This is a genomic window from Saccharibacillus qingshengii (assembly GCF_013185195.1).
Classification (GTDB): Bacteria; Bacillota; Bacilli; order Paenibacillales; family Paenibacillaceae; genus Saccharibacillus; species Saccharibacillus qingshengii.
The window spans coordinates 85322-105839 of the sequence record NZ_JAAZWC010000010.1; the positions used below are offsets into that span (position 1 = coordinate 85322).

A 20518-nucleotide genomic window follows, 5' to 3' on the forward strand; every position below is an offset into this window, starting at 1 on the left:
ACACAAAAAGGCACGACCGCATCGCGGCCGTACCTTCGGAGCGAACTTCTTTTTCGGTTTGCGCAGAAATCAGGCTTCCGGCAGCAGCATCCGCCAGAACTGCCAAGCGGCGACGTATTCGTCCAGCTCGGCGGATTGTTCCGCCGCGCAGACGCCCATTCGGCAGTAAATACGCAGCAGCGCTTCCTGCACGAGCCGTTCCTGGCCCGCCGTTTGTTCGTTAAGCCGCGAATAGGCTTCGAACAGTACCTCCAGCGACAGATCATCCGGCGTCGAACAGAAAGCCTGCACCAGATCGTACAGCACCGGGCCCACAGTCGGCTTGGGTTCGATTACCCCGACCAATTCCTGTTTGAGGAAGATCAAATTCCGGGCCTCCATCCCCCCGTGCAGCAGGAATTTACCGCCCGCTTCGGACAAAGGATCCAGCAGCAGCGCGACACGCTCGCAGTCTTCCGCGGGCTGCAGTCCGTTGAGGTTCTCCCGCGCTTTCGACAGCTCGCGCTCGTTGAACTCGCTCCAAGAAGAACAAGGTTCGGTCAAGCGTCCCCATTTGCCTCCGGCTTCGTCCGTTTCGTACCGGTTCAGCAGTTCGGTGACGATCAGCGGAAGCCAGATTTTTTCGGACCCGCGTTCTTCGGTCACGTTTCCCGCCGATCCTTCCACATAAGGCTGAACGAGATAACCTTTGACCGGATCGGCGTATTTTACATTCGGCAGCAGCAGGCTGTCCGGATAAGCTTTGTGCAGCTGCTCCGACATGGCGATATTTTCCGGCGTATCCATGCGCAGTGCGTATTTCGCCTTCCCGTCCGCGGTCAGCAGATAGGTTCGCTTATCCTCTTCTTCGCGCTCCGGCTTTTCCCGGAGTTCGACCGTCTCGATAATGCCTTTCATAAACAAATGCTGAAGCGTAGCGTAAATGCGTGGTGCGAGCGTCATTCCTTTTCTTCCCCCTAAGTTGCGTAAATGCTTGGCAGCCTGTATAAGTCAACTGATGTAGTGTACCACGGGGTGGAAGGTTACAAAAGGAATTTGTCCGAAAGTCTCCTTGCCATCGTCTACTGCATGTTCAACAGGTATAGGCCGCGGTAAGCTTTTTGCCTCCCCTGTCTACGCGAAATACTCCGGATAATATTTGGGGCAGAAACAATGTTTGTCGTTCAGCGGCGGGTCGACTGCGCGTTCGGTGAGGAATCCCAGCTTGGTCTCGAACGTTTCGACGGCCTTCACGGTTCGGGGAGTCACGTCAAAAGGCTTGTCCGCGTCCGAGATCGTAATCACGAGCTTGCCCGGCCGGACCCAGACATGCGCAGGCAGATTGAACAGCTTCAGGTGACCGGGCTGTTTGAGGTTCGGATACTCTTGAATACGGAACCGGTCCGCAGCCGCACTGGCCGCGTCAATCTCCGGCAGCGATTGCAAGGTGATGCCCAGATGATCGCAGATTTCCATCAGCTCCTCCCGCGACGATACGCGAAAAGCGGCCATCAAGCGATCCCGGTCTCCCGTCTGGTCGGCATTTGCGCGGCAGAAACGGAACACGCGCAGCCTACGGCCCCATTCTTTCAGTTCAAGCCGGGGATGGGTTTCATAGAAATAGCGAAACCAGATCTCTTCCTGTTCTTCCTTGGTCGGTACATGGCGCTTGGGCTGCTTCTTCTCGGGTTTGATAAACATTCTCCACATGGGAATCCCTCCCGTTCGTTTGAGCGGCCTCGGCTTCAAGAATCTTTTGCCGTCCAGCCGTCTTCTTATGGTTATTGTACCCGCTCCGGGGCCGAATGCGAGAGGACCCCGCTTCTTTTTTTTGCAAAAAGACATCTTCTCGGGCGCATCCTCAGGATTGACCGCAGCGTGCTGAAAGCGTATTCTATTTCTGGAATCGCGGAGCGCCCGCGCAGGGAAACAAGCCGGCGGGACGCACCTACAAGGAGGATACGCATGAATATTTTGTTGAATCTTTTTCCCGGAGGGCTTCATAAAGCGTTGACCTTCAGTTACGATGACGGACGCACGCAGGACCGGAAACTTGTGGACCTGTTCAACCGTCACCGCCTCAAAGCGACGTTTCATCTCAATTCAGGCAAATTCGACGAAGACGGTTATGTGAAATACGAAGAAGTCGCTAGGCTGTACGCGGGACACGAAGTATCGGCGCATACGGTCACGCACCCTTTTCTCGAGCGGATTCCGCGCGAGCGGCTGATGATGGAAGTGCTGGACGACCGAGGCGCGCTTGAAGAACTGACCGGCTATCCCGTACGCGGCATGTCGTATCCGTACGGCGCCTATACCGAAGAAGTGGCGGATGCGATCGGTTCGCTGGGTATCCGCTACTGCCGCACCGTGCATTCGACCGGAACCTTCACGGTGCCGCAGCGCCCGCTGACCTGGCATCCCACCTGTCACCACAAGCAGATGAAGGAACACGGAGAAGCCTTCCTGGCGCTCGATCCGCCGCCGCATTACGCAAATCTGGCGCTGCTGTACGTCTGGGGCCACAGTTACGAATTCGACAACGACGGAAACTGGAACGAAATCGAAGAATTCTGTGCCACATTCGCGGGACGCTCCGATATCTGGTATGCCACGAATATCGAAATCGCGGACTATCTGGAAGCTCTGCGAAGACTGGAGTTTTCCGTGGGCGGCACGCTGGTCCGCAATCCGTCCGCGGGATCCGTCTGGATCACGGCAAACGGAGAAGCGGTCGAGATCGCCGGCGGGGAAACGAAACGTCTGGATGGATAACAATGCCGGTCCTGCCGGCTAAGAACGCCGCTCCAATGCCAACTTCAAGCCGAACCCGACCAAGACGAATCCGGTAATGCCCTGCATGACCCGCTGCACGGCCGGCCGTTTCATCCAGGCGCCTACCCGGTCAAGCAGGCAGACATACAGCACCATCCAGATTACTGTCATTACCGTGTAAGTCAGTCCCATCAGGAGAAAAGGAATCAGCGGATTTGCTCCCGTGACCAGAAACTGGGGCAGGAAGGTCAGGAAAAAGACGGCCACTTTCGGGTTCAGCATATTCGTAAATAGGCCTTGAAGCAGCGGCGAACGGCCTCTGGGACGAAGATCTTCCTTTTCCGATACCGCGTTCTTCGCCTTGCGCAGCGCCCAGAGCGAAGTGACGCCGAGATAAATCAGATACAGCGCGCCCGCATATTTAAAAACGGAAAACAGCAGCGCCGACTTTACGATCAGCGCCGACAATCCGAGTACCGCAGCCAGCGTATGGACAGGCGTGCCGCCTGCGCTGCCGAGCACCGTCTGGATGCCGCCTTTTCGTCCGTATACGATCGTATTTTGCGTCGCCAGTCCCGTATCCGGGCCGGGCAGCAGGATCAGCAGCAACGACATCAGCATAAACAGGGGAAATTGATTCATGTTGCCCTCCAGAAGAAGAAATTTCGTTCATTTTATCATGGAAAAAGAAATACCGAACAGTCCACACGGACAGAAAAACTTCCGCGCTCCACAGTCCACCCGCCAAATCAACACAAAAAAAGAGCCGGATTCCGGCTCTTTTTGTATATGCGGTTGGATCACCCCTGCTGTGTGGAACAAGTCGAGCCGAAGTTAAAAAAGACTATTCCGCTCAACCGATGAACGCAGCTGGTGAACGCAATCTGCACTCTTAGAAACGTCGGCCGGCCTGTTGGACTTCTTATTTGTCGCTGCGCTCGAAGGTCCAGGTCCGGCCATCGATCGTAATCGACCAGCTGCGGCCGGTTTGGTCGGCCAGACGCTTGGTTTTCCAGCTCAGTCCGCCCTGCTCGCCTTCTTCGCCGTGAAGCGGATCGGACCAGTTCGCTCCGCCGTCGGCCGTCACGTAGAACAGCAGCGGATTCGGCTCCTGCCCGGCTTCGGGATATCCGGTCTGTGCGATGAACAATCCCAGATCCGTCCCTTCGAACAGAATCGGCGTCTTCGGTTCGAACCAGGCTCTACTGAAGCTTGCGGGAACCTTAAGTTCGGTCTTGCTCCAGGTGGCTCCGCCGTCTCTCGTCTCATACAGGCGGGGATCGCCTTCGCGGGGACTGTCCACCGCGAGCCACGCCCGGTTCGTATCGGCAAAACGTGCGCTTCCGATCAGTCCGGAAGGAAGCGAGCCCGCTTGCGAATCGTTGATCTGCTGCCAGACCGCTCCGCCGTTCTCCGTTCGGTACAGGGTGTTCTCTATCTCTGAATCTTTGTCGGCCTGCGCTTCTATTTTCCAGCCGATATGGCCGTCGTTTAAATAAAATTCCTGGTTTTCCGTTTGTTCGGTCAGGGTTCCGGCACCGGACTTCGCTTGTGCAGCGGATGTCTCGTAAGCGACGGAAGAAGTGGGTACGGTCAGGGGCGATGCTCCCGTATCGGACCATCCCTCCCGAACGGAACAGCCTGTAATCAAGCTGCCTGCAAGAATAAGCGAGGCCAGCCAACCGGCATTTATGGAAAGTCTGCGAAGTGTGTTCATGCTGTTCAGCCTCCTCATTCGCTGCAAGTATAGCAAACTTTGGAAGTTGGAAAGTGACAGCACGCCCCCGGGTTGTCATTTACCGGTTAAAATTCGGTAACCACTCTCTTCGCGCCCCAGGACCTCGTACGACCGGAATCCGAACGATACATTGATGGCAAAGCTCCATAAGATCCCGCATTCCGCCCGGCGAATCGTGTAGAGAACCCGATACGGAGTCTCGATATAATACAGCTTCAACCGCAGCGATCGACCATCTTCGCCGGCCGCTTCTACCGAGGTCACCACCTTTTGCCGATGCCGCGACAGGTCTTTGACGAATACGTCTTCCGCCTCGAGCGCACGGGAAAAGTCGAACGGCAGCGTACAGCTGCGTTCGTCTCCGTGATCCGTCGTCAGCTCGAAGCCGCTCTCCGTGAAGCGAAAAACGGCTGCACGCAGGCCCGCCGGATTGGGATCCAACCGGTAGACCGTCTCCGGCGAAAACGGAAGTTCGAGCGGCGGCGAGCCGGACAGCCCAGATTCGGCACCGGTCGTGGGCGCGATTAAGGGAATGCAACTTGTGGAGCCCGAAGAGTCTGTCTCCGATGATCGATGCCGCAGGTCCTTGTCCGCGCTGCCGCCCTTCTCGCCGGCCCAGTCGAAGATCAGGTCCAGCAGCACCTGCAGACCGCCCATACTCGAAAAGCCGCAGTTGGCCGCGACCACCAGATCGTGCCGGGGCGACACCAGACACAGCTGCCCGAACGAACCGTCTCCCCGATACGCGCCGAATCGGCACCGATGAAATTGAAATCCGTATCCCTGCGCGGAATCGATCCGGTCCCGGCGGGCTCCCGCCCGATTGTCGCTCTGCTCCGAAGCCGCAAGCCCGACGTAGTCCTCGGAGACGATCCTCCGTCCGTCATAGATACCGCCTTGCAGCAGCATTTGTCCGAACTTCGCTACATCCGTGGTCAACAGACTCAGCCCCATGCCTCCGGCAGTCACCCCAAGCGGGCAGGTCTCCCAGACGGGGCGCGCAATTCCCAGCGGTTCGAACAGCGTCGGCATCAGGAAATCGACCAGATTACAGCCGGCTGCCCGCTCGACGATCGCCGCGAGCATATAGGTAGACGGCGTACTGTAGCGGTAACGGGTACCCGGCGCATGCTCGACAGGCTGCGCGAGAAAAGCCGCGGCCCAGTCTGTACAAGCCGTTACGGCCGGGTAGATGTCCCCGTCATGCCCCGCGGTCATCGACAGCAGATGACAGATCTGCATGGCGGCCAGATTCGAAGAGACTTCGGCAGGCCGCTTGTCCGGGAAACAAGGCAGAACCGAATCGTCCAATGCCAGCAGACCGAGGTCGCAGGCGATCCCGACAGCGATCGAAGTAAAGCTTTTGCTGAGCGAGTACAGCAGCTGCGGTACGCCGGCCCGGTACGGCTCCCGGTAATGTTCCACTAGGGTCCGTCCCGCGCGCAGCACCACCAGACTGTTGACTTCAAGCTCCGAGCGCTCGATCCTCCCGAGCAGTTCGGCTCCGTTTCCGTTCACGAATGACACGGTATTCTCTCCTTTGCCTTGGGCAACAGCCGATGGTTTGTAGGAATGTCCTCTCCTGTTTCCGATGAACCGGCCTTGCTTTTTTCACATGACCATAAAGTTTCCGTACCGGTTCAAATAAAGTTCTCTTTCTTTGTAATCCGGGAGCACGCTGCCGAGCTTGCGCCAGAACGAGCGGTCGTGGTTCATATGGTGGATGTGGCACAATTCGTGGACAATGACATAATCGATCGCGTAGGTCGGAGCCATCGCCAGGAGATAGTTGAAATTCAGTCTTTTTCTCGAATCGCAGCTGCCCCATTTGCTCACGGATTCGATGATTTCGATCGATTTCGGTTCGGCTTTGAGCTGCTTGGCATACGGGCCGATCCGTTCGTTGACGATTTTTTTGCAGCTTGCAAAATAGAATTTCTTGAGGTCCGCACGCAGCTGCTCCTCCGTCCGTCCTTCTGTCGGAATCAGTTCGTCCAGTCGGCAGCGGCGTCCCAGATGCAAAAACTCGCCTTCGCCGCCTTCGCGGTATTCTTTGGGTTTGGGCGCTTCGCGCGCTTTCTCCTGCTTGGCTAGGGTTTGCAGAATCCAGTCCCCCTGAAGGGCAACCGCCGCTTGAATCTGTTCTTCCGGCATGCCGTTCGGCGCTTTGACCGTCACCAGTCCGTTGGGGTCGAGCTGAACGTAGATTTTCTTGCGTTTGGCGTATTCGACGTGGAATTCGATGATCTGATCGTTATGTTGAATGTTCATACCATCATTATAACGCAAAAAAGGAAGCCCCGGACGGGGATTCCTTCTGCGAAACGGCCGGACTACTGCATCATGGCCAGGATCATGCTGACCGCTTCGGCGCGCGATGCTTCCTTGTTCGGAGCGAAGCGTCCTCCGCCTACGGGTCAACCGGAAGTTTGGCCATAGTATCGGCATTTACCGATATTTAAGACCCGCAAAAAAGAAAACTTATCCGTTAGAGATCTCGCCAACCGGGTAATAACAGGCAGAGACTTTAATCGAAGGGAGATTACTATTATGGATAAATCGTTTGTAACCACAGCCGCCATCGGCGCCGCAGCAGGTGCCCTGATCGGAGCCGGAGCCGCCGTTATCGTCGCTACCCAAAAAGGCGAGCAAATTCGCAATACGGTGCTTGACGCGGCCGAAGCGCTGCGCGAAGCGGGACCGCAGATCAACGAAAAAGGTCATGCCTTGGCCGAGAAGAGCCAGGAAGTGACCGGGGTCGTCAAGGAAACGCTGGGCGCCGTGAAAGAACTCAAGGAAGATACGGTCTCCGCCGCGCGCGACGTCAAGTCGAACGTACAGGATTCCATCCGCACTTCCGGTACCGGCGGCAAGCCGACGGACGGCAGCGCAGGCAGCATCTAATACCTGCTTTCTTCAATCTTTGGATCCAAGCGCTTGGCCTCTTCAGGAGGCCAAGCGCTTTTTTCTTTTCTGACAACTTGGTGAAACCCCTGGCCTTTCAAGCTCCGGACCTTTACCCTAGAGGTAGGGCTTTTTATAAAAAGGAGGGATCGCATGAGAGTACGCAGGAGCGTCGAGCTTACACTTGTCGTGGCCATAGCCGCCCTGCTGGTCGCCTATTTTTTCTTTTTCAATCTGTCTTCGAATTTGCGCACCTACGGTTTCCAGGCCGAAGATGCGATCGTGGACGAAGGGTATTCCACCGACGCCGAGCATCCGACCAAGCTGATGCTGCTGGCCAACGAAGAACGGATGGGCATTGTTGTGCTCGACGGCAAAGGGTTGGGCGTGTGGGAACACGACCCGATCGTCTCTATTCTTGAAAACCCGCAGGACGGCGAGTTTGCGTCCGTCTATCTGCCGATTCTGAAGGATTGGGGCGAACAAAGCTATACGGAGAAGCATGTCTTCGCGAGCGCCTACGTTGAGATCGACGAGCGGCCGTTTGTACCGAACGGACCGGACTTTTATGTCCATGCGGATTACTTTGACGTCAACGGCCGTACGCTGGTCTACGCGCACGCTATGTCGGACGAAGAAATGTTCGATGAAGCAAAAGTCACAACCTATCTGCGCGAGCAGTTGGGCTTGTCGGAAGGCTGAGAATCGGCCATTTCCCGCCTCGCCGCAAAGCAAAAAAGGCAAGGAACCCGATCGAGATCGGCTTCCTTGCCTTTTTTCAATATCCGCAGTCAGTCCTGCAAAGTCAGAATCCGCGGACCGTCCTTGGTGATCGCAAGCGTGTGCTCGTACTGCGCCGAATTGCGGCCGTCCGCGGTGCGTGCCGTCCAGCCGTTGGAATCCCGCGACGTCTGCCAGACGCCGGCGTTGACCATCGGCTCGATGGTGATGACCATGCCTTCTTTGAGGCGCTGGCCTTTGCCCGGCTCGCCGTAATGCAGCACCTGCGGTTTCTCGTGGATGGTCGGCCCGATACCGTGCCCGGTGAACTCGCGCACGACGGAGAAGCCTTCGCCTTCCACGTAGCTCTGGATCGCATAGCCGATATCGCCCAGGCGATTGCCCGCGACCGCCGCTTCGACGCCCAATTCCAGCGCGCGCAGCGTTACTTCCATCAAGCGCTTGTCTTCCTGCGATACCTCGCCGACCGCGTACGTCCAGGCCGAATCGGCCAGGCCTCCGTTCAGGTTGACGACCATGTCGATCGTGACGATATCGCCGTTCTTGAGCGGCTGGCGGCGCGGGAAGCCGTGGCAGACTTCGTCGTTGATCGACGCGCATGTCGCATATTCGTAACCGTTATAGCCTTTTTGCTCCGGCGTTGCGCCGTGCTGCTTGAGGAACTTCTCCACAAACCGGTCGATCTCCATCGTCGTGACGCCCGGTTTGATCATTTTGGCGATTTCTTTGTGACAGGCCGCAAGCAGGTCTCCTGCCGCATCCATCATCCCGATTTCGCGTTCGCTTTTGAGTGTAATCATGATTTATCGCTCGATTCCTTATGGATTGGGTAGAATGTTTCTTTAATTAAGGATAACTCCGTTTGAAAAAGGACGCAACAAAGGCCCTATTCCTACTTACCTCCTCTTTCCTCGTAAACTTACAGCAGATGCATCGCCGCTTCCGCCTCGTCCCACGGCACCGAATAGCCCGCCCCTTTGGCGCAGAAGATCGACGACGATGTATACAGCGGATCGGCGTTCTTGTCGTAGCCGCGCCGTTCGATGACCTCGCCCGCGTTGTGGCAGGGACGATAGCCGCCGTAGGTCAGACTGAGCATGCCTTTGCCCCGGGTATAGGATGCCAGTTCGACCGCGTAATTCATGAACGAGGCGGCCGGCACGGTTCCGGTCAGCAGCAGATGCGTCTCGCTCAGCTCCGGCGGATCGAAGATCCCGTGCGCCTGCTGGACGTCGTGCATGAGGCGACCGAGATGCTCGGCTTCCGCGCGGATGCGGAAGCGGTAGCACGGCTCCAGCAGGATATTGTCCGCCTGCTCCAGCCCCTGCCGCAGCGCGCGCAGCGTCGCTTCGCGAAAATCGCCGCCGTGCGTATGCTTGTTGTGCGCCCGGCCGGTGAGCAGCGTGACCTTCACGTCGGTCAGCGGAGAGCCGGTCAGCAGCCCGTGATGCTCGCGCTCCGTGACGTGCTGCCCAACCAGATTGCGGTAGCCGACAGGCAGGTCGTCCGCGTGGCACGCATCTTCGAATACGACGCCGCTGCCCCGCTCGCCGGGTTCGATCTCCAGATGCACCTCGGCGTAATGCCTCAGCGGCTCGAAATGCCCGTATCCCGTCATCGGCGCCGCGATCGTCTCGCGGTACAGGATCTCCGGCGCGCCGAACGTCACGTTCAGGCCGAACCTCTCCCGCAGAACGGCGCTCAGCACTTCAAGCTGGATAGCGCCCATGACGCGGATCTGGAGCTGCTGCAGTTCTTCTTCCCAGAGGACGCCGAGCGCGGGATCTTCCGCTTCCAGCATCCGGAAGATGCGCAGCACGTCCTTGACCGGAAGCTCGCGCGGAAAAGCAACGCTTGCCGTCAGCGTCGGCGTCATCTCGAACGGCACGACTTCATCCAACGCATCTCCGATTCCCTCGCCCGCCTGCGCCTCCGTCAGCCCGGTCACGGCGAACAGCTCGCCCGCGTACGCGCGGTCCACCTGGGTATACCGGTCGCCGCTGTAGATCCGGATGCCGGTGATTTTCTCCTCGCGCATGCTCTTCGGCTCCGCATCCCCGTTTCGATCGACATACTCGGCAAATTCCCGCACGCCAATCGATCCCTGCAGAGCTTTGATATACGTGAGCCGGGTTCCGTTCTCGTCGTGCCCGATCTTGTAGACGCGGCCAGCAAACGGTTTGCGGGTATCTTCGTCTTCATTCGCCGCGGCGTAAGGCGTGACGGTGAGCCGGTCGAACTTGCGCAGAAAATCGGCCACGCCGATATCCAGCAGCGCCGAGCCATGCAGACACGGATACACGCGGCCTTCCCGGATCAGCCGGATCAGCGCTTCGGTCCACTCGTGCTCCGTCAGCCGGTCGTCCAGATATCCTTCCAGCAGCGGCTCGTCCCGTTCGGCCAGAAAGGTTTTGAGAGCGTCGGAGAGCGTGACGGGCGGCAGCGGGCGAGCTGCGGACGAAGAAAGGTCGAGCCCGGACCGCCCTTCTTCCGCAGCTTCCGCTTCGGAGCTCCCCGTGTTCCGTTCTCCGGCCTCGCTGTCCGCGATTTCCGCCGCCGGATCCGTCAGATCGACCACGTCCGGCGTCAGCAGGCTGCGGATTTCTTCCGTCACCCGCTGCACGTCCGCGCCTGCCCGATCCGTTTTATTGATAAAAAAGAACGTCGGAACCCCGTAACGCCGCAGCAGCTGCCATACCGTCTCCGTATGTCCCTGCACGCCTTCCACCGCGCTCAGCAGCAGTACCGCGTAATCCATTGTGCGCAGCGCGCGTTCCATCTCGGCCGAGAAATCGGCGTGCCCCGGCGTGTCGAGCAGATAATAGGTCGAGCCGTTGTACGGCATGACCGCCTGACCCGCAAACACCGTGATGCCGCGTGCCCGTTCGATATCGTGACTGTCCATAAAAGCATCCTGGTGGTCCACCCGTCCCCGGGTGCGGATACTCTTCGTATGATAAAGCAGCTGCTCGGCGAACGTCGTTTTGCCCGCGTCCACGTGAGCCAGCATGCCGATCGTTTTGTTCATGGATACAGAAGATCTGCCGCTCAACGCAGCCCCTCCTGCTCTTCGATCGAACGCGTCAGCGGCGATTCCGTATCACCGGTATGCTTGGTCGTTACGGTCTCGATCAACACCAACCCACATTCTTGTTCGGCAATCGGGTTATGCATCACTCCGCGCGGCACCACGTAAAATTCGCCGGGACCGAGCTTGATGTCGTCGCGGTCTTCCATTTGAATAAGCAGCTGTCCGTACACGATCAGAAACATCTCGTCTTCGTCATCGTGTTTGTGCCAGACGAGCTCGCCTTGCACTTTCGCCACTTTGATATACTGGTTGTTCACTTTTCCAATTACCCGGGGCGACCAATGTTCCTTGAGTTTGTCCAGTTCTTCCCGAATAGTAACAGGGCCCAATAGATTCATCATATTCCGCACTTCCCTTTACGATGTAATTTGGCTCTCTCGGCCATTTTTATTGATTATACCGAAAAAGGCAGACCCCCGCAGCATACACCAAAAAAGCGGAAATTCCATGAATCGGAGCTTCCCGCCGCACCCCGTTCATCGAAGCGTACAAAGCAAACAACGGCATTCGGAAATTTCCCACACCGCCGATGCGAACCTTCGCTCTTTTTTGAATCCTCGACAGGATGCTGTCCATGTTGAACGTCTACACTGGGGTTGTACACGATACCCAATTACAACGGATTCCCAAGGAGGACTTTATGAAATATGCTTATGTTTATGTACTGGATACAATGGCCGATTGGGAACTTGGATGGGTCACCGCGCAGCTCAACTCGGGGCAGTATTTCAAAATTCCGGGCAGCCGCCTTCCCGTTCGAACGGTCGGAGCTTCCAAGCGTTCGATTACCACCATGGGCGGTATGACTGTTCTGCCCGATCTGACCGTAGACGAGATCACGCACGATACTTCCGCGATTCTGCTCCTGCCGGGAGCGAATACCTGGACGAATCCGGAGCACCTGCCAATAATCGAAAAAACCAAAGAACTGCTGGAGCAGGGCGGCAGGGTGGCGGCGATCTGCGGAGCGACGGCGGCTCTGGCCGACTCCGGCCTATTGGATCATCGTCCGCATACGAGCAACGGACTGGAATACCTCAATTTGTTCTGCCCTTCCTACCGGGGGTCTGCCCACTATCGCGATGAGAAGGTCGTCTCGGACGGCAATCTGATCACCACCGGCGCGACCGGCGGACTCTTGTTGGCGCGCGAAGTGATCGCGATGCTGGACTTGTTCACGGAAGAAACCCTGGAAGCCTGGTACAACTACTTCAACACGGGCGAGGAACGCCATTTCTATGCTTTGATGGAGACGATGCAGGCACGGACTTAAGCGCGCAGCCCGGCCGGCGGCGCAAACCCTGGCCAAACGGCCGTACGCGCCAAAAAGCGAAAGCCCCACGCAAGTGGAGGCTTTCGCTTTTTCTTATTTTCCCGTATCGCGAATTCCCGCTTTTCCGGCTCTTCGCCGCTGCCCTGTAAATCGGGCGTCGGCCCCGCAGCTGACGGCTGACGGCTAATGAATCGTCATCACGCTATTTCGTTCCAAAGAGGCAGATTCGACCAAAAAGAAACGAATAGCGATACGAGGATTCGTTACATTTCCCCAATGTCCGAAAAAGCGGAATTAGCGATACCGCGATTCGTTAGACTGTACTCGCTGCGGCTTCGCTATCCCCTGCGGCTGCCGCCGATACTTCGGTCTCGTGACTCCGTTGACTCCCGCGGACCCCGCACTCGCTTCGTAGACTCCGTTCCCGGCACGGCTTCGTACCGGCCGGCCGTCAAGACGGCTGCGGCTGCACTTTTTCCCGGTCTTTCCCTTTGTCCGACTCGCCCGCGTTCTTGTTCGCCGCGTCGCGGTCCTGCTGCATCTCTTCGACCGTCTTCACCTTGAGCCGCGCCGCGCCTTGGCTGTCTGCCCGCGGCGGAATCAGATTGCCGGATGCCAAACGTTCCTTGGCCGCCGCGATCGCATCGCCGTACTGCGGCAGCCATTTCTCTCCGGCTACCAGCATTTCGTCGACCATCTGCCAGATCTCTTTGGGGTTACAGACCGCGCCGACGAGCGGGTCCATCATGAACGCTTGGCGCAGCAGCTTGTCGTCGCCGTGTACGGCCGCTTCCACCGCCAGACGCTGCACGGAGATGCTCACATTGCACACGGCGGCCGCGCCGAGCGGAAGATCGCCGACGACCGGCATCGAGGTGCCATTGCGATCGACGTAGCCCGGCGCTTCGATGATCGCGTCGGCCGGCAGATTCGGAATCACGCCGCCGTTGACCGTGTTGAAGTGTCCGCGGTAGACCCGACCCGTCTCCAATCCTTCCACGATGTAGGAGCCGTGTTCTTCGCCGCGATGCTCCGCTCCGTAGACGAACGCCGGGTCCCGGAGCCAGTTCGGAAAATCGGTCTCGAACCAGCTGCGCCCTTCCGTGCATACCCGCAGATAACCGCCCGTCTCTCCGTTGATCCAGCTGCTGAGGTCGATCCAATCCTGAATCTCGTCGCTGCGTTTGCGGTACCACGGTACGTATTCGCTCAGATGCCCGTTCGATTCCGTGCTGTAATAACCGAAGCGGCGCAGCATATCGATCCGGACTTTCTCCGTGCGGCTGTATTCCGGATGCCACTCGAACGCGTCCAGCAGCCCTTCCGTCAGATCGCGGCCTTCATGCTTGGCGGATACGTACCACGTCTGGTGATTGATTCCGGCGCAGATGATATCCACGTCCTTTTTGTCGAGCCCGTACACTTCCGCGATCTGATGGTGTCCGTGCTGGACGCCGTGGCACAGCCCGATCGTGCGCACGCCGCCGTATTGGATGCACGCCCAGGTGAGCATCGCCATCGGATTGGAGTAGTTGAGCAGCAGCACATCCGGCGCGGCCTTCTCCCGGATATCCCGGCAGATCTCCAGCATCTCGACGATTCCGCGCTGTCCGTACATGATGCCTCCCGCGCAGAGCGTATCGCCGACGCACTGGTCCACGCCGTACTTGAGCGGAATATCCACATCGGTCGCGAACGCTTCAAGGCCGCCGACCCGAATGGTACAAAATACGTACTTGGCGCCTTCCAGCGCTTCGCGCCGATCCGTCGTCGGACGGATACGGATCGAGAGTCCGTTCTCGTCGATATCCCGTTGGCACAGCTCCGTTACCATATCCAGATTGCGCCGGTCGATATCCATAAACGAGACCTCGATATTCGCGAATTCCGGCACGCTGAGCAGATCCCGCAGCAGTCCCCGCGTGAATCCGATACTCCCCGCCCCGATAAACGTTACTTTAAAAGACATCCGTTTTGCCCCTTTCGCCGCTTCGGTTACTGCCCGGCGGCTTAAGATTAACCTGCACGTTCATCTTAGCAGGGGAGCTTGGGAAAGCGTTATCAATATCGTGACCACTTGAGCGGATAAGTGTCAAGAATCCTCACTTTTTTTCTTTTTTCCAGGAATCGCTCTCGGCACTTTCCCGGTATTCCGTCGGCGTACAGCCGCTGTACTTGCGGAACAGGAGATGGAAATACTGCCGACTGGCAATGCCCACGTAGTCCGCGATATCCGCTACCGGGATCAAGCTGCCGGCCAGCAGCATCTTGGCTTTGTCCATACGCAGATTGTTCAGATAGTCCGTCAGCGTACGCCCCGTATGCTGCTTGAACAAACGGTGCAGATAACCGGGATGCAGATTGACGGCGGCGGCGATTTCTTTGACCTGGATACCGCGATCATAGTTCTGATGCAGGTATTCGATCGCGGCGCGGACGTAATGCTGGGCGTGCTGGCGGCTCGAATGCAGCTGCTCCCGCCGCAGCCGGGCCAGACGCAGCAGCAGCTCCGCGAACAGCAGCCGCACCATGACGTTCTGCCCGCCCTGCTGCCGATCCAATTCGAGCACCAGCGACTTGAGCGTATGCAGCACTTCCTCGGGATCCGGCAGGACGAGGCTGTCAAAAGGCATCTGCAGCAGCTCGGCCAGCGCCGGCTCTTCGCGGGCCAGCATGCCGATACTCGGCGCGCTCTCGTCGCCGGGCGAAAGGGGCGCCCAGGAGAACTCCACGTTCAGCATCCGGCAGACCGTACCTTCTCCGACGATCAGACGATGCGGCACGCCGGCGTCCAGCAGGATCAGCTCGCCTTTTTTGAGCGTATAACGCTCCTCGTTTCCGGCATCCGCCCTCACATCCACAATGCAGCTTCCGTTCATCAAATACATGATCTCCGTGGAATCGTGGCGATGATAGTCCATCCGGTAAGAGGCCCACTGCTTGTAATAATAGGCATGAAAATGCGGGCCGTACCCGCTCTCGAGCAGCTCGCGTCCAAACAGACTTCCGCTTGTTCCCGCCACTTCTTCTCCTCCTGTTGTCGCGTTTCCTTTACCTTATAACGCCGTCCGAAGAAGGGTCAACCCCGATAAACCTATGGAAAAACAGATCCGATGTCATCTTTTCTATCTTTTCCTCCAATAAAAACTGCTGCAGATCATCAATCCATGCTCTGACGTAAGCTTTCCTGCTTGTTTCCTGAGAAAATCCGGTTTAAAGTAGATAGACAGAAGACAACCTCTCAAGGAGTGAACCTGCATGCATATCCGAATCGACAATCTGCAAGGCCCCGAAATTGCGGCGCTGCTCGAAGAGCATCTCCACAGCATGACGCTGCATTCGCCGCCGGAAAGCATCCATGCCCTGGATCTGGACAAGCTGCGCAAGCCGGAGATCACGTTCTGGACTTTGTGGGACCAGGGAGAACTGCTCGGCTGCGGCGCGATCAAGGAGCTGGATCCCGAACATGCCGAACTGAAATCGATGAAGACCGACACGAAACATCTGCGCAAAGGCGTGGCGGAGAAACTGCTGGTCCATATCCTCGAAGAAGCGCGCGGGCGCGGCTATAAGCGGATCAGTCTGGAAACGGGTTCCATGGACGCTTTTGCCCCGGCATGGAAGCTGTACGAGAAGCACGGATTCACGGAGTGCGGGCCGTTCGGGGATTATGTGTTGGATCCTTATAGTATGTTTATGGGGAAAGAATTGTAACACGGAAATCGAAAAAGCACTCTCAAATAGTCATGGGATTCCCGGATGGGTTCTTCATGTCATTTCAGAGTGCTTATTTGTATGATCTCACTGAGTTATCGCTTTTCTCCGCGAACATTCACAGTCGGCGTTTGTTCATGCTCCAACTGCTCTTCCCGCTGCTCCGTCTCGTAAAATTCGCTGGTATACTCCGCCTCTATCGCTTCCGCCTGCAGCAGTTCTTCCAGAAGGGGAATCATGTCCGTACACTTTTCCCCTTTGATTCCTTTAGTTTCGGCTTGAATGCGTCCATCCGCGAAAATGCGGATCAGCAGTTTTTCGTCCATGGAAACCTCCCTCTAAAAATCGATCGTCCGGCCGCCGCGTACAAGCACGATATCGTCTTCGATTGCTGGTGGCGATGCAGGTGGAGCTGCCGGCGAACCCTCGATTGCCGGCTTCTCTGCATCCGGCCGCTTGGGCGGAAAGCCGTCGTGCTTGTATCCGCTCCGGTCCTCCTGTGGCGTGGCCGCAACTGCTCTGACGTTTGCCCATTCCCGAACTTCGCGAATCTGCTCGGCCTGCGTGACGGACAGCGGAACCGTATTAACAATGGCTTTTTCGAAATCTTCAGTACGAATGGAGCGGCTCTGCGCATAAGCTTCGAATAAAGCATCGATCACCAACTGCTCGATCTCCGCGCCGACAAAACCTTCGCATTTACGGGACAAACTCTCCAGAATTTCTTCCGTCAGCATAAAGCTCCCTTTGGCTTCTATGCTAGTTAATCGTTTGTTGATATGCAGGCGCAAAATGTCTTTGCGTTCTTTTGCCGTGGGAAGATCTACAAAAAAGATTTCGTCGAACCTTCCTTTCCGCATAAGTTCAGGCGGAAGGCTGTGAATCCGGTTAGCGGTCGCCACGACGAATACCGGACTTGTTTTTTCCTGCATCCAGGTCAAAAATTGTCCGAATACACGCGCCGCTGTTCCGCTATCACCGCCGCCGGAAATCCCGCTGAAGCCTTTTTCGATCTCATCGATCCACAAAATTGACGGCGAAATCGCTTCGGCGGTTTTGATCGCTTTGCGCATATTTTCTTCGCTGCTGCCGACGAGACCGCTAAAAATCTTCCCCATATCGAGCCGCAGCAAAGGAAGCTGCCACATGGAGCTGATCGATTTGCTGATCAGGCTTTTGCCGCAGCCAGGGACGCCCGTAATCAGCACGCCTTTAGGGGAAGGCAGGCCGTATTGTTGAGCGGCGTCCAACCAAGATTTATTGCGTTTGATCAGCCACCGTTTTAGATTGTCCAACCCACCGACGTCCTTAATTTTCAAGTCGCTCCTAATAAATTCGAGAATTTCGGTCTTTTTAATGATTTGTTCTTTTTCTTCCAGAATGATCTCGCTTTCTTCGATCGTTAAGCGTCCCCGCTCTACCATCGCTCTCGCAAAAGCATTTTCTGCTTCCGACAAGGTCAACCCGAGCGCTGCCGTCGCCAGATGTTTTTTTCCGTTATCGTTCAGATCAATCTTAATCTTCCCGCTTTTTTCGTTAAAATAAATGAGCTCCTCAAGGCTCGCTTTGATCTCTTCGAAAGCGGGCAGATTAAAGTCCACGATCGTGACGTCTTTTTGCAGGTCTTCCGGCAGCGTCAGAAAAGGCGAGACAAAAATGACATTGATCGGATTGGCATTTTGTTTGATCGGAAGCAACATATCCCTGAGTTTACGAATCACCTGAACGTCCGCCGGACGGCCCGAAGCTCCCATATAGATATGAAAATCCTGAAGGACGACGATACAAGGTTTGTCGTATCTTTCGATATACTCCAGCGCTTTAAGAGGCGTTTTGGTATCTCCCAACGTTCTCCTTTTTCCGTCTAACAGACCTGTCGTTACCGTCCACGTCAGCACTTCTCTCGGCGTTTTGATGTGTTCCACATCCTGGGCCACGGAACGCAGCACTGAAAGGACGCGATCCTCTTCCCAAGTCTGGACATACAAATAAGGAAAGCGAGCTTTCATCAAATTGGCGACCAGATTACGAAATTCCTCGTTGTTTTTGCGAACGGTCATTGTCGGGATCCCTCCTTAAAAGTCGATCATACGGCCTTGTTTAAGTTCTCTGTCAGTCTGAGGAGATTCGATCGGCACAAACATGAGCTGTTCTTCGAGCTTGGCCGCCGCCTGTTTCCTAAGAGTAATCGACTGCAAGAACTGCTCGAAGGATACGAACCCGCCAATTTCTTCGCGTTTAAGCACAATCTTTTTCGCCAATATGATACCGATTTCCGGAACGGAGGCAAGCTCCGCTTCCGATGCGCGATTCGCGTCGATTTTTGGGCGGACTTTCGCCGCCGATTGGACTTTTCCCGCTAGGGAATCGACAGGATTGCCCAAAGGCGGACGCCGACTCAACGAATCGAGCGTATCATGCAATTCGTTGCGAACCTTTTCGGAATCCGTTTCTTTGCTGTAAGAATTGGAGACCGGCTTTTTGACGGGAGGCACTTGATCTTGAACCTTAAGAAGACTTTCCGCTTCTTGACGAAGTTGGGATACTCTCTGTTCATTCAGTGCCTTTTTGTTTCGAATTCGCATGTCCAGTTGTATTAGAAAAGCAGGCCGGATCTTAAAGGCATGTATAATGGAGATCACCCATACAGCCACTGCGATAAATGCGCCGATTCCGACAGCCGTAGTCAGCATCGCAACAATGACGGCGGCAAGATAGACATAACCGTACATTGTCCAACGGCGGTTGCCTGTCGCCGATCCAGCGTAAATAAATCCGATAAAAGAAGTCAGGCCGAACGGCACAATTGTCAACAGAATCCACCAGCTTGCTGCCCATTCCCATTTCGTTCCCCTGTTTGTATAGGCGGTCATGTCGATCATCCTTTGGTTTTTATTTTCCGTTCAGTACATAAGTCAGTTGAATGGAATCGTCCTGCATCAGTTCTTCCTTTTCCAGTGTCATTCCTCGCTCTTCTGCCCGTTCAAGCAGCTTTCGGTAAACGGCCTGCTGCAAATAGTGAGTATAAGAGCGTTCCACGTCTTCGATCCAACTTGCGTACTTTTCCAGATCCGCCGTCTGAGGCAAAAGCAGCAGGTAACGACCTTCCTCGTTTACCATGAATACGGCCTCGTTTTGGGTATCCAGCCGCAGCGATGCTATGTCTTCGACCTGACGGAAGTCGGTGTCCCACTCTTTTAGCGCTTGTTTGAGCAGATTCTGGTCTTTCATTCGGGTCTGGATTTCCGCGTACCCGACGTCCTTTTGTCGATCTGTTTGTCTCATGATCGCTTCGGCAATCTCTTTGGTCGCCGCAATCGCCAGCGGTACCAGTAGAATTTCCAGGCTCATCGATTTTCTCCCGCCTTCTCGTCGAATTCCATCAGGCTTTCCAGCATCCGGAGATCTAGCGGTCCTGCCATTCCGTTGGCTGAGACCGTTCCGTCCGGATGCAAACAAATTTCCAGCTTGTTCGGCACTTCTTCAAACTTAGTTTCATATTCCCGGTAGACGTCGGTAAAAAAACGATAACGCTGATTTTTCGATCCGACCCAGGGGCGGCTCAAATCATGCAGTCTTTCGATATAAGGGCCGTCGATCAGCAGGTCGGTATGCCGCAGCAGCTTTCTCCAAGCGACGTTGTTCGCCGATTTCAAAATCCGGTCGTATTCGTAACCCGAGAAAGTGACGACGCCCAATCCGTCCGTCTGAACTTTCTCGGCCAGTGCGCTCAGCGCCTCCGCCTGTTCGAAAGGTTCTCCGCCGAGAAACGTCACGCCCGACAAATCGGGCGTGCTGTCGGCCGTACGTCTGATGTCTTCATAAACGGTTTCTACGTCGGACAAATACCCGCCGCCGAAGTCCCAGGTGTGCGGGTTAAAGCATCCTTTGCAGTGAATCGGGCAGCCCTGCACCCAGATGGCGTAACGAAGGCCGGGACCTTCCGCGCTCGTTCTCTTTTTTATCTTGGAAAGACGAATCGGTAACATAGAAACCTCCAGTCCTCACAATTAGGATAACAATACACGCCCGAAGTCGAACAGATAGGAAGAAACGGAATCGCTTCCGCCGAAAAGCGTATCGTATAAGTTGACAAGGCGTATGAAAATCCATCTGAATATTTTTCCAATCATATTGAATACAAAGGACAAGGCTCCGATCCGCCAGAGGATGAATCCGACGATGGCCGTAAGCAGACCTGCCGGGCCCAAAGTGAAAAAGATGACAAGCAGAATGATTCCCGCAATAAGATAAAGCAATTATTCCCTCTCCTTTAAATGTTATTGAATGTCTCGCGAAAAGC

22 protein-coding genes are annotated in these 20518 nt (G+C 56.0%); 5 read left to right on the forward strand and 17 right to left on the reverse strand.

From position 1 onward, the window contains the following. Positions 1–69 precede the first annotated feature (69 nt). Both HRQ60_RS10755 and HRQ60_RS10760 read right to left on the reverse strand, forming a co-directional pair. A complete protein-coding gene (locus tag HRQ60_RS10755; RefSeq protein ID WP_172195812.1) occupies positions 70–942 on the reverse strand; it encodes a hypothetical protein in 873 nt (290 codons plus the stop codon). A 171-nt stretch (positions 943–1113) separates the two neighbouring features. Further along, positions 1114–1689: a hypothetical protein gene (locus tag HRQ60_RS10760; protein WP_172195813.1), complete on the reverse strand. Its 576-nt coding sequence runs from the start codon at positions 1687–1689 to the stop codon at positions 1114–1116. A gap of 255 nt (positions 1690–1944) precedes the next feature. Between HRQ60_RS10760 and HRQ60_RS10765 the strand changes: the two genes are divergently transcribed. After that, positions 1945–2754: a polysaccharide deacetylase family protein gene (locus HRQ60_RS10765; protein ID WP_172195814.1), complete on the forward strand. Its 810-nt coding sequence runs from the start codon at positions 1945–1947 to the stop codon at positions 2752–2754. Between the two features lie 18 nt (positions 2755–2772). Here the strand turns inward: HRQ60_RS10765 and HRQ60_RS10770 are convergent, their stop codons facing one another. The 4 genes from HRQ60_RS10770 to HRQ60_RS10785 form a co-directional block, all read right to left on the reverse strand. Next, entirely contained in the window at positions 2773–3396 is a 624-nt protein-coding gene (locus HRQ60_RS10770) for a LysE family translocator (protein WP_172195815.1), read from the reverse strand. A 280-nt stretch (positions 3397–3676) separates the two neighbouring features. Then, positions 3677–4471 carry a WD40/YVTN/BNR-like repeat-containing protein gene (locus tag HRQ60_RS10775; RefSeq protein WP_172195816.1) on the reverse strand — a complete coding sequence of 265 codons (795 nt, stop codon included), beginning with the start codon at positions 4469–4471 and terminating at the stop codon, positions 3677–3679. A gap of 75 nt (positions 4472–4546) precedes the next feature. Beyond that, positions 4547–6019 carry a serine hydrolase gene (locus HRQ60_RS10780; protein ID WP_172195817.1) on the reverse strand — a complete coding sequence of 491 codons (1473 nt, stop codon included), beginning with the start codon at positions 6017–6019 and terminating at the stop codon, positions 4547–4549. A gap of 84 nt (positions 6020–6103) precedes the next feature. Beyond that, on the reverse strand, positions 6104–6763 hold the full coding sequence (locus tag HRQ60_RS10785; RefSeq protein WP_172195909.1) for a M48 family metallopeptidase: 660 nt from the start codon (positions 6761–6763) through the stop codon (positions 6104–6106). 279 nt (positions 6764–7042) lie between these two features. Here HRQ60_RS10785 and HRQ60_RS10790 point away from each other — a divergent pair, with 279 nt between their 5' ends. Then, positions 7043–7396, forward strand: a complete 354-nt coding sequence (locus HRQ60_RS10790; protein ID WP_172195818.1) for a YtxH domain-containing protein — start codon at positions 7043–7045, stop codon at positions 7394–7396. Between the two features lie 153 nt (positions 7397–7549). Beyond that, the gene (locus HRQ60_RS10795) at positions 7550–8098 is read left to right on the forward strand and encodes a hypothetical protein (protein ID WP_172195819.1); all 549 of its coding nucleotides are present in this window, start codon (positions 7550–7552) and stop codon (positions 8096–8098) included. A gap of 89 nt (positions 8099–8187) precedes the next feature. On the opposite strand, the gene map is transcribed toward HRQ60_RS10795, so the two are convergent. The 3 genes from map to HRQ60_RS10810 form a co-directional block, all read right to left on the reverse strand. Then, entirely contained in the window at positions 8188–8937 is a 750-nt protein-coding gene (map, locus tag HRQ60_RS10800) for a type I methionyl aminopeptidase (protein WP_172195820.1), read from the reverse strand. A 119-nt stretch (positions 8938–9056) separates the two neighbouring features. Continuing rightward, complete coding sequence (locus HRQ60_RS10805; RefSeq protein ID WP_172195910.1) at positions 9057–11165, reverse strand: elongation factor G; 2109 nt, start codon at positions 11163–11165, stop codon at positions 9057–9059. Between the two features lie 20 nt (positions 11166–11185). After that, positions 11186–11569 (reverse strand): cupin domain-containing protein, encoded by a 384-nt coding sequence (locus HRQ60_RS10810; RefSeq protein WP_172195821.1) that lies wholly within the window; start codon positions 11567–11569, stop codon positions 11186–11188. 299 nt (positions 11570–11868) lie between these two features. Between HRQ60_RS10810 and HRQ60_RS10815 the strand changes: the two genes are divergently transcribed. Further along, positions 11869–12501 (forward strand): type 1 glutamine amidotransferase family protein, encoded by a 633-nt coding sequence (locus HRQ60_RS10815; RefSeq protein WP_172195822.1) that lies wholly within the window; start codon positions 11869–11871, stop codon positions 12499–12501. Positions 12502–12952: 451 nt separating this feature from the next. Here the strand turns inward: HRQ60_RS10815 and melA are convergent, their stop codons facing one another. Together melA and HRQ60_RS10825 are read right to left on the reverse strand one after the other, a co-directional pair. Further along, positions 12953–14470, reverse strand: a complete 1518-nt coding sequence (melA, locus tag HRQ60_RS10820) for an alpha-glucosidase/alpha-galactosidase (protein WP_172195823.1) — start codon at positions 14468–14470, stop codon at positions 12953–12955. Between the two features lie 133 nt (positions 14471–14603). Beyond that, positions 14604–15524: an AraC family transcriptional regulator gene (locus tag HRQ60_RS10825; RefSeq protein ID WP_343044664.1), complete on the reverse strand. Its 921-nt coding sequence runs from the start codon at positions 15522–15524 to the stop codon at positions 14604–14606. A 235-nt stretch (positions 15525–15759) separates the two neighbouring features. Here HRQ60_RS10825 and HRQ60_RS10830 point away from each other — a divergent pair, with 235 nt between their 5' ends. Further along, a complete protein-coding gene (locus tag HRQ60_RS10830) occupies positions 15760–16215 on the forward strand; it encodes a GNAT family N-acetyltransferase (RefSeq protein WP_172195824.1) in 456 nt (151 codons plus the stop codon). Positions 16216–16310: 95 nt separating this feature from the next. On the opposite strand, the gene HRQ60_RS10835 is transcribed toward HRQ60_RS10830, so the two are convergent. The 6 genes from HRQ60_RS10835 to HRQ60_RS10860 are packed head-to-tail and all read right to left on the reverse strand — an operon-like array spanning position 16311 to position 20474. Continuing rightward, positions 16311–16541 carry a DUF2997 domain-containing protein gene (locus HRQ60_RS10835; RefSeq protein ID WP_172195825.1) on the reverse strand — a complete coding sequence of 77 codons (231 nt, stop codon included), beginning with the start codon at positions 16539–16541 and terminating at the stop codon, positions 16311–16313. A gap of 12 nt (positions 16542–16553) precedes the next feature. Beyond that, on the reverse strand, positions 16554–18275 hold the full coding sequence (locus tag HRQ60_RS10840; protein WP_172195826.1) for an AAA family ATPase: 1722 nt from the start codon (positions 18273–18275) through the stop codon (positions 16554–16556). Between the two features lie 15 nt (positions 18276–18290). Then, entirely contained in the window at positions 18291–19088 is a 798-nt protein-coding gene (locus HRQ60_RS10845) for a helix-hairpin-helix domain-containing protein (RefSeq protein ID WP_172195827.1), read from the reverse strand. 19 nt (positions 19089–19107) lie between these two features. After that, positions 19108–19566, reverse strand: coding sequence for a hypothetical protein (locus HRQ60_RS10850; RefSeq protein WP_172195828.1), 459 nt, complete (start codon positions 19564–19566; stop codon positions 19108–19110). Continuing rightward, positions 19563–20204, reverse strand: a complete 642-nt coding sequence (locus HRQ60_RS10855) for a 4Fe-4S single cluster domain-containing protein (RefSeq protein ID WP_172195829.1) — start codon at positions 20202–20204, stop codon at positions 19563–19565. Before HRQ60_RS10855 ends, HRQ60_RS10850 begins: the two co-directional genes overlap by 4 nt. A 21-nt stretch (positions 20205–20225) precedes the next feature. Further along, a complete protein-coding gene (locus tag HRQ60_RS10860) occupies positions 20226–20474 on the reverse strand; it encodes a hypothetical protein (protein WP_172195830.1) in 249 nt (82 codons plus the stop codon). Between the last annotated feature and the right edge of the window lie 44 nt (positions 20475–20518).

Bases quoted from the DNA above. Each gene is read 5' to 3' on its own strand.
- HRQ60_RS10755 (WP_172195812.1), bottom strand. From the start codon at position 942: ATGACGCTCGCACCACGCATTTACGCTACGCTTCAGCATTTGTTTATG.
- HRQ60_RS10760 (WP_172195813.1), bottom strand. From the start codon at position 1,689: ATGTGGAGAATGTTTATCAAACCCGAGAAGAAGCAGCCCAAGCGCCAT.
- HRQ60_RS10765 (WP_172195814.1), top strand. From the start codon at position 1,945: ATGAATATTTTGTTGAATCTTTTTCCCGGAGGGCTTCATAAAGCGTTG.
- HRQ60_RS10770 (WP_172195815.1), bottom strand. From the start codon at position 3,396: ATGAATCAATTTCCCCTGTTTATGCTGATGTCGTTGCTGCTGATCCTG.
- HRQ60_RS10775 (WP_172195816.1), bottom strand. From the start codon at position 4,471: ATGAACACACTTCGCAGACTTTCCATAAATGCCGGTTGGCTGGCCTCG.
- HRQ60_RS10785 (WP_172195909.1), bottom strand. From the start codon at position 6,763: ATGAACATTCAACATAACGATCAGATCATCGAATTCCACGTCGAATAC.
- HRQ60_RS10790 (WP_172195818.1), top strand. From the start codon at position 7,043: ATGGATAAATCGTTTGTAACCACAGCCGCCATCGGCGCCGCAGCAGGT.
- HRQ60_RS10795 (WP_172195819.1), top strand. From the start codon at position 7,550: ATGAGAGTACGCAGGAGCGTCGAGCTTACACTTGTCGTGGCCATAGCC.
- map (WP_172195820.1), bottom strand. From the start codon at position 8,937: ATGATTACACTCAAAAGCGAACGCGAAATCGGGATGATGGATGCGGCA.
- HRQ60_RS10805 (WP_172195910.1), bottom strand. From the start codon at position 11,165: ATGAACAAAACGATCGGCATGCTGGCTCACGTGGACGCGGGCAAAACG.
- HRQ60_RS10810 (WP_172195821.1), bottom strand. From the start codon at position 11,569: ATGATGAATCTATTGGGCCCTGTTACTATTCGGGAAGAACTGGACAAA.
- HRQ60_RS10815 (WP_172195822.1), top strand. From the start codon at position 11,869: ATGAAATATGCTTATGTTTATGTACTGGATACAATGGCCGATTGGGAA.
- melA (WP_172195823.1), bottom strand. From the start codon at position 14,470: ATGTCTTTTAAAGTAACGTTTATCGGGGCGGGGAGTATCGGATTCACG.
- HRQ60_RS10830 (WP_172195824.1), top strand. From the start codon at position 15,760: ATGCATATCCGAATCGACAATCTGCAAGGCCCCGAAATTGCGGCGCTG.
- HRQ60_RS10835 (WP_172195825.1), bottom strand. From the start codon at position 16,541: ATGGACGAAAAACTGCTGATCCGCATTTTCGCGGATGGACGCATTCAA.
- HRQ60_RS10840 (WP_172195826.1), bottom strand. From the start codon at position 18,275: ATGACCGTTCGCAAAAACAACGAGGAATTTCGTAATCTGGTCGCCAAT.
- HRQ60_RS10845 (WP_172195827.1), bottom strand. From the start codon at position 19,088: ATGACCGCCTATACAAACAGGGGAACGAAATGGGAATGGGCAGCAAGC.
- HRQ60_RS10850 (WP_172195828.1), bottom strand. From the start codon at position 19,566: ATGAGCCTGGAAATTCTACTGGTACCGCTGGCGATTGCGGCGACCAAA.
- HRQ60_RS10855 (WP_172195829.1), bottom strand. From the start codon at position 20,204: ATGTTACCGATTCGTCTTTCCAAGATAAAAAAGAGAACGAGCGCGGAA.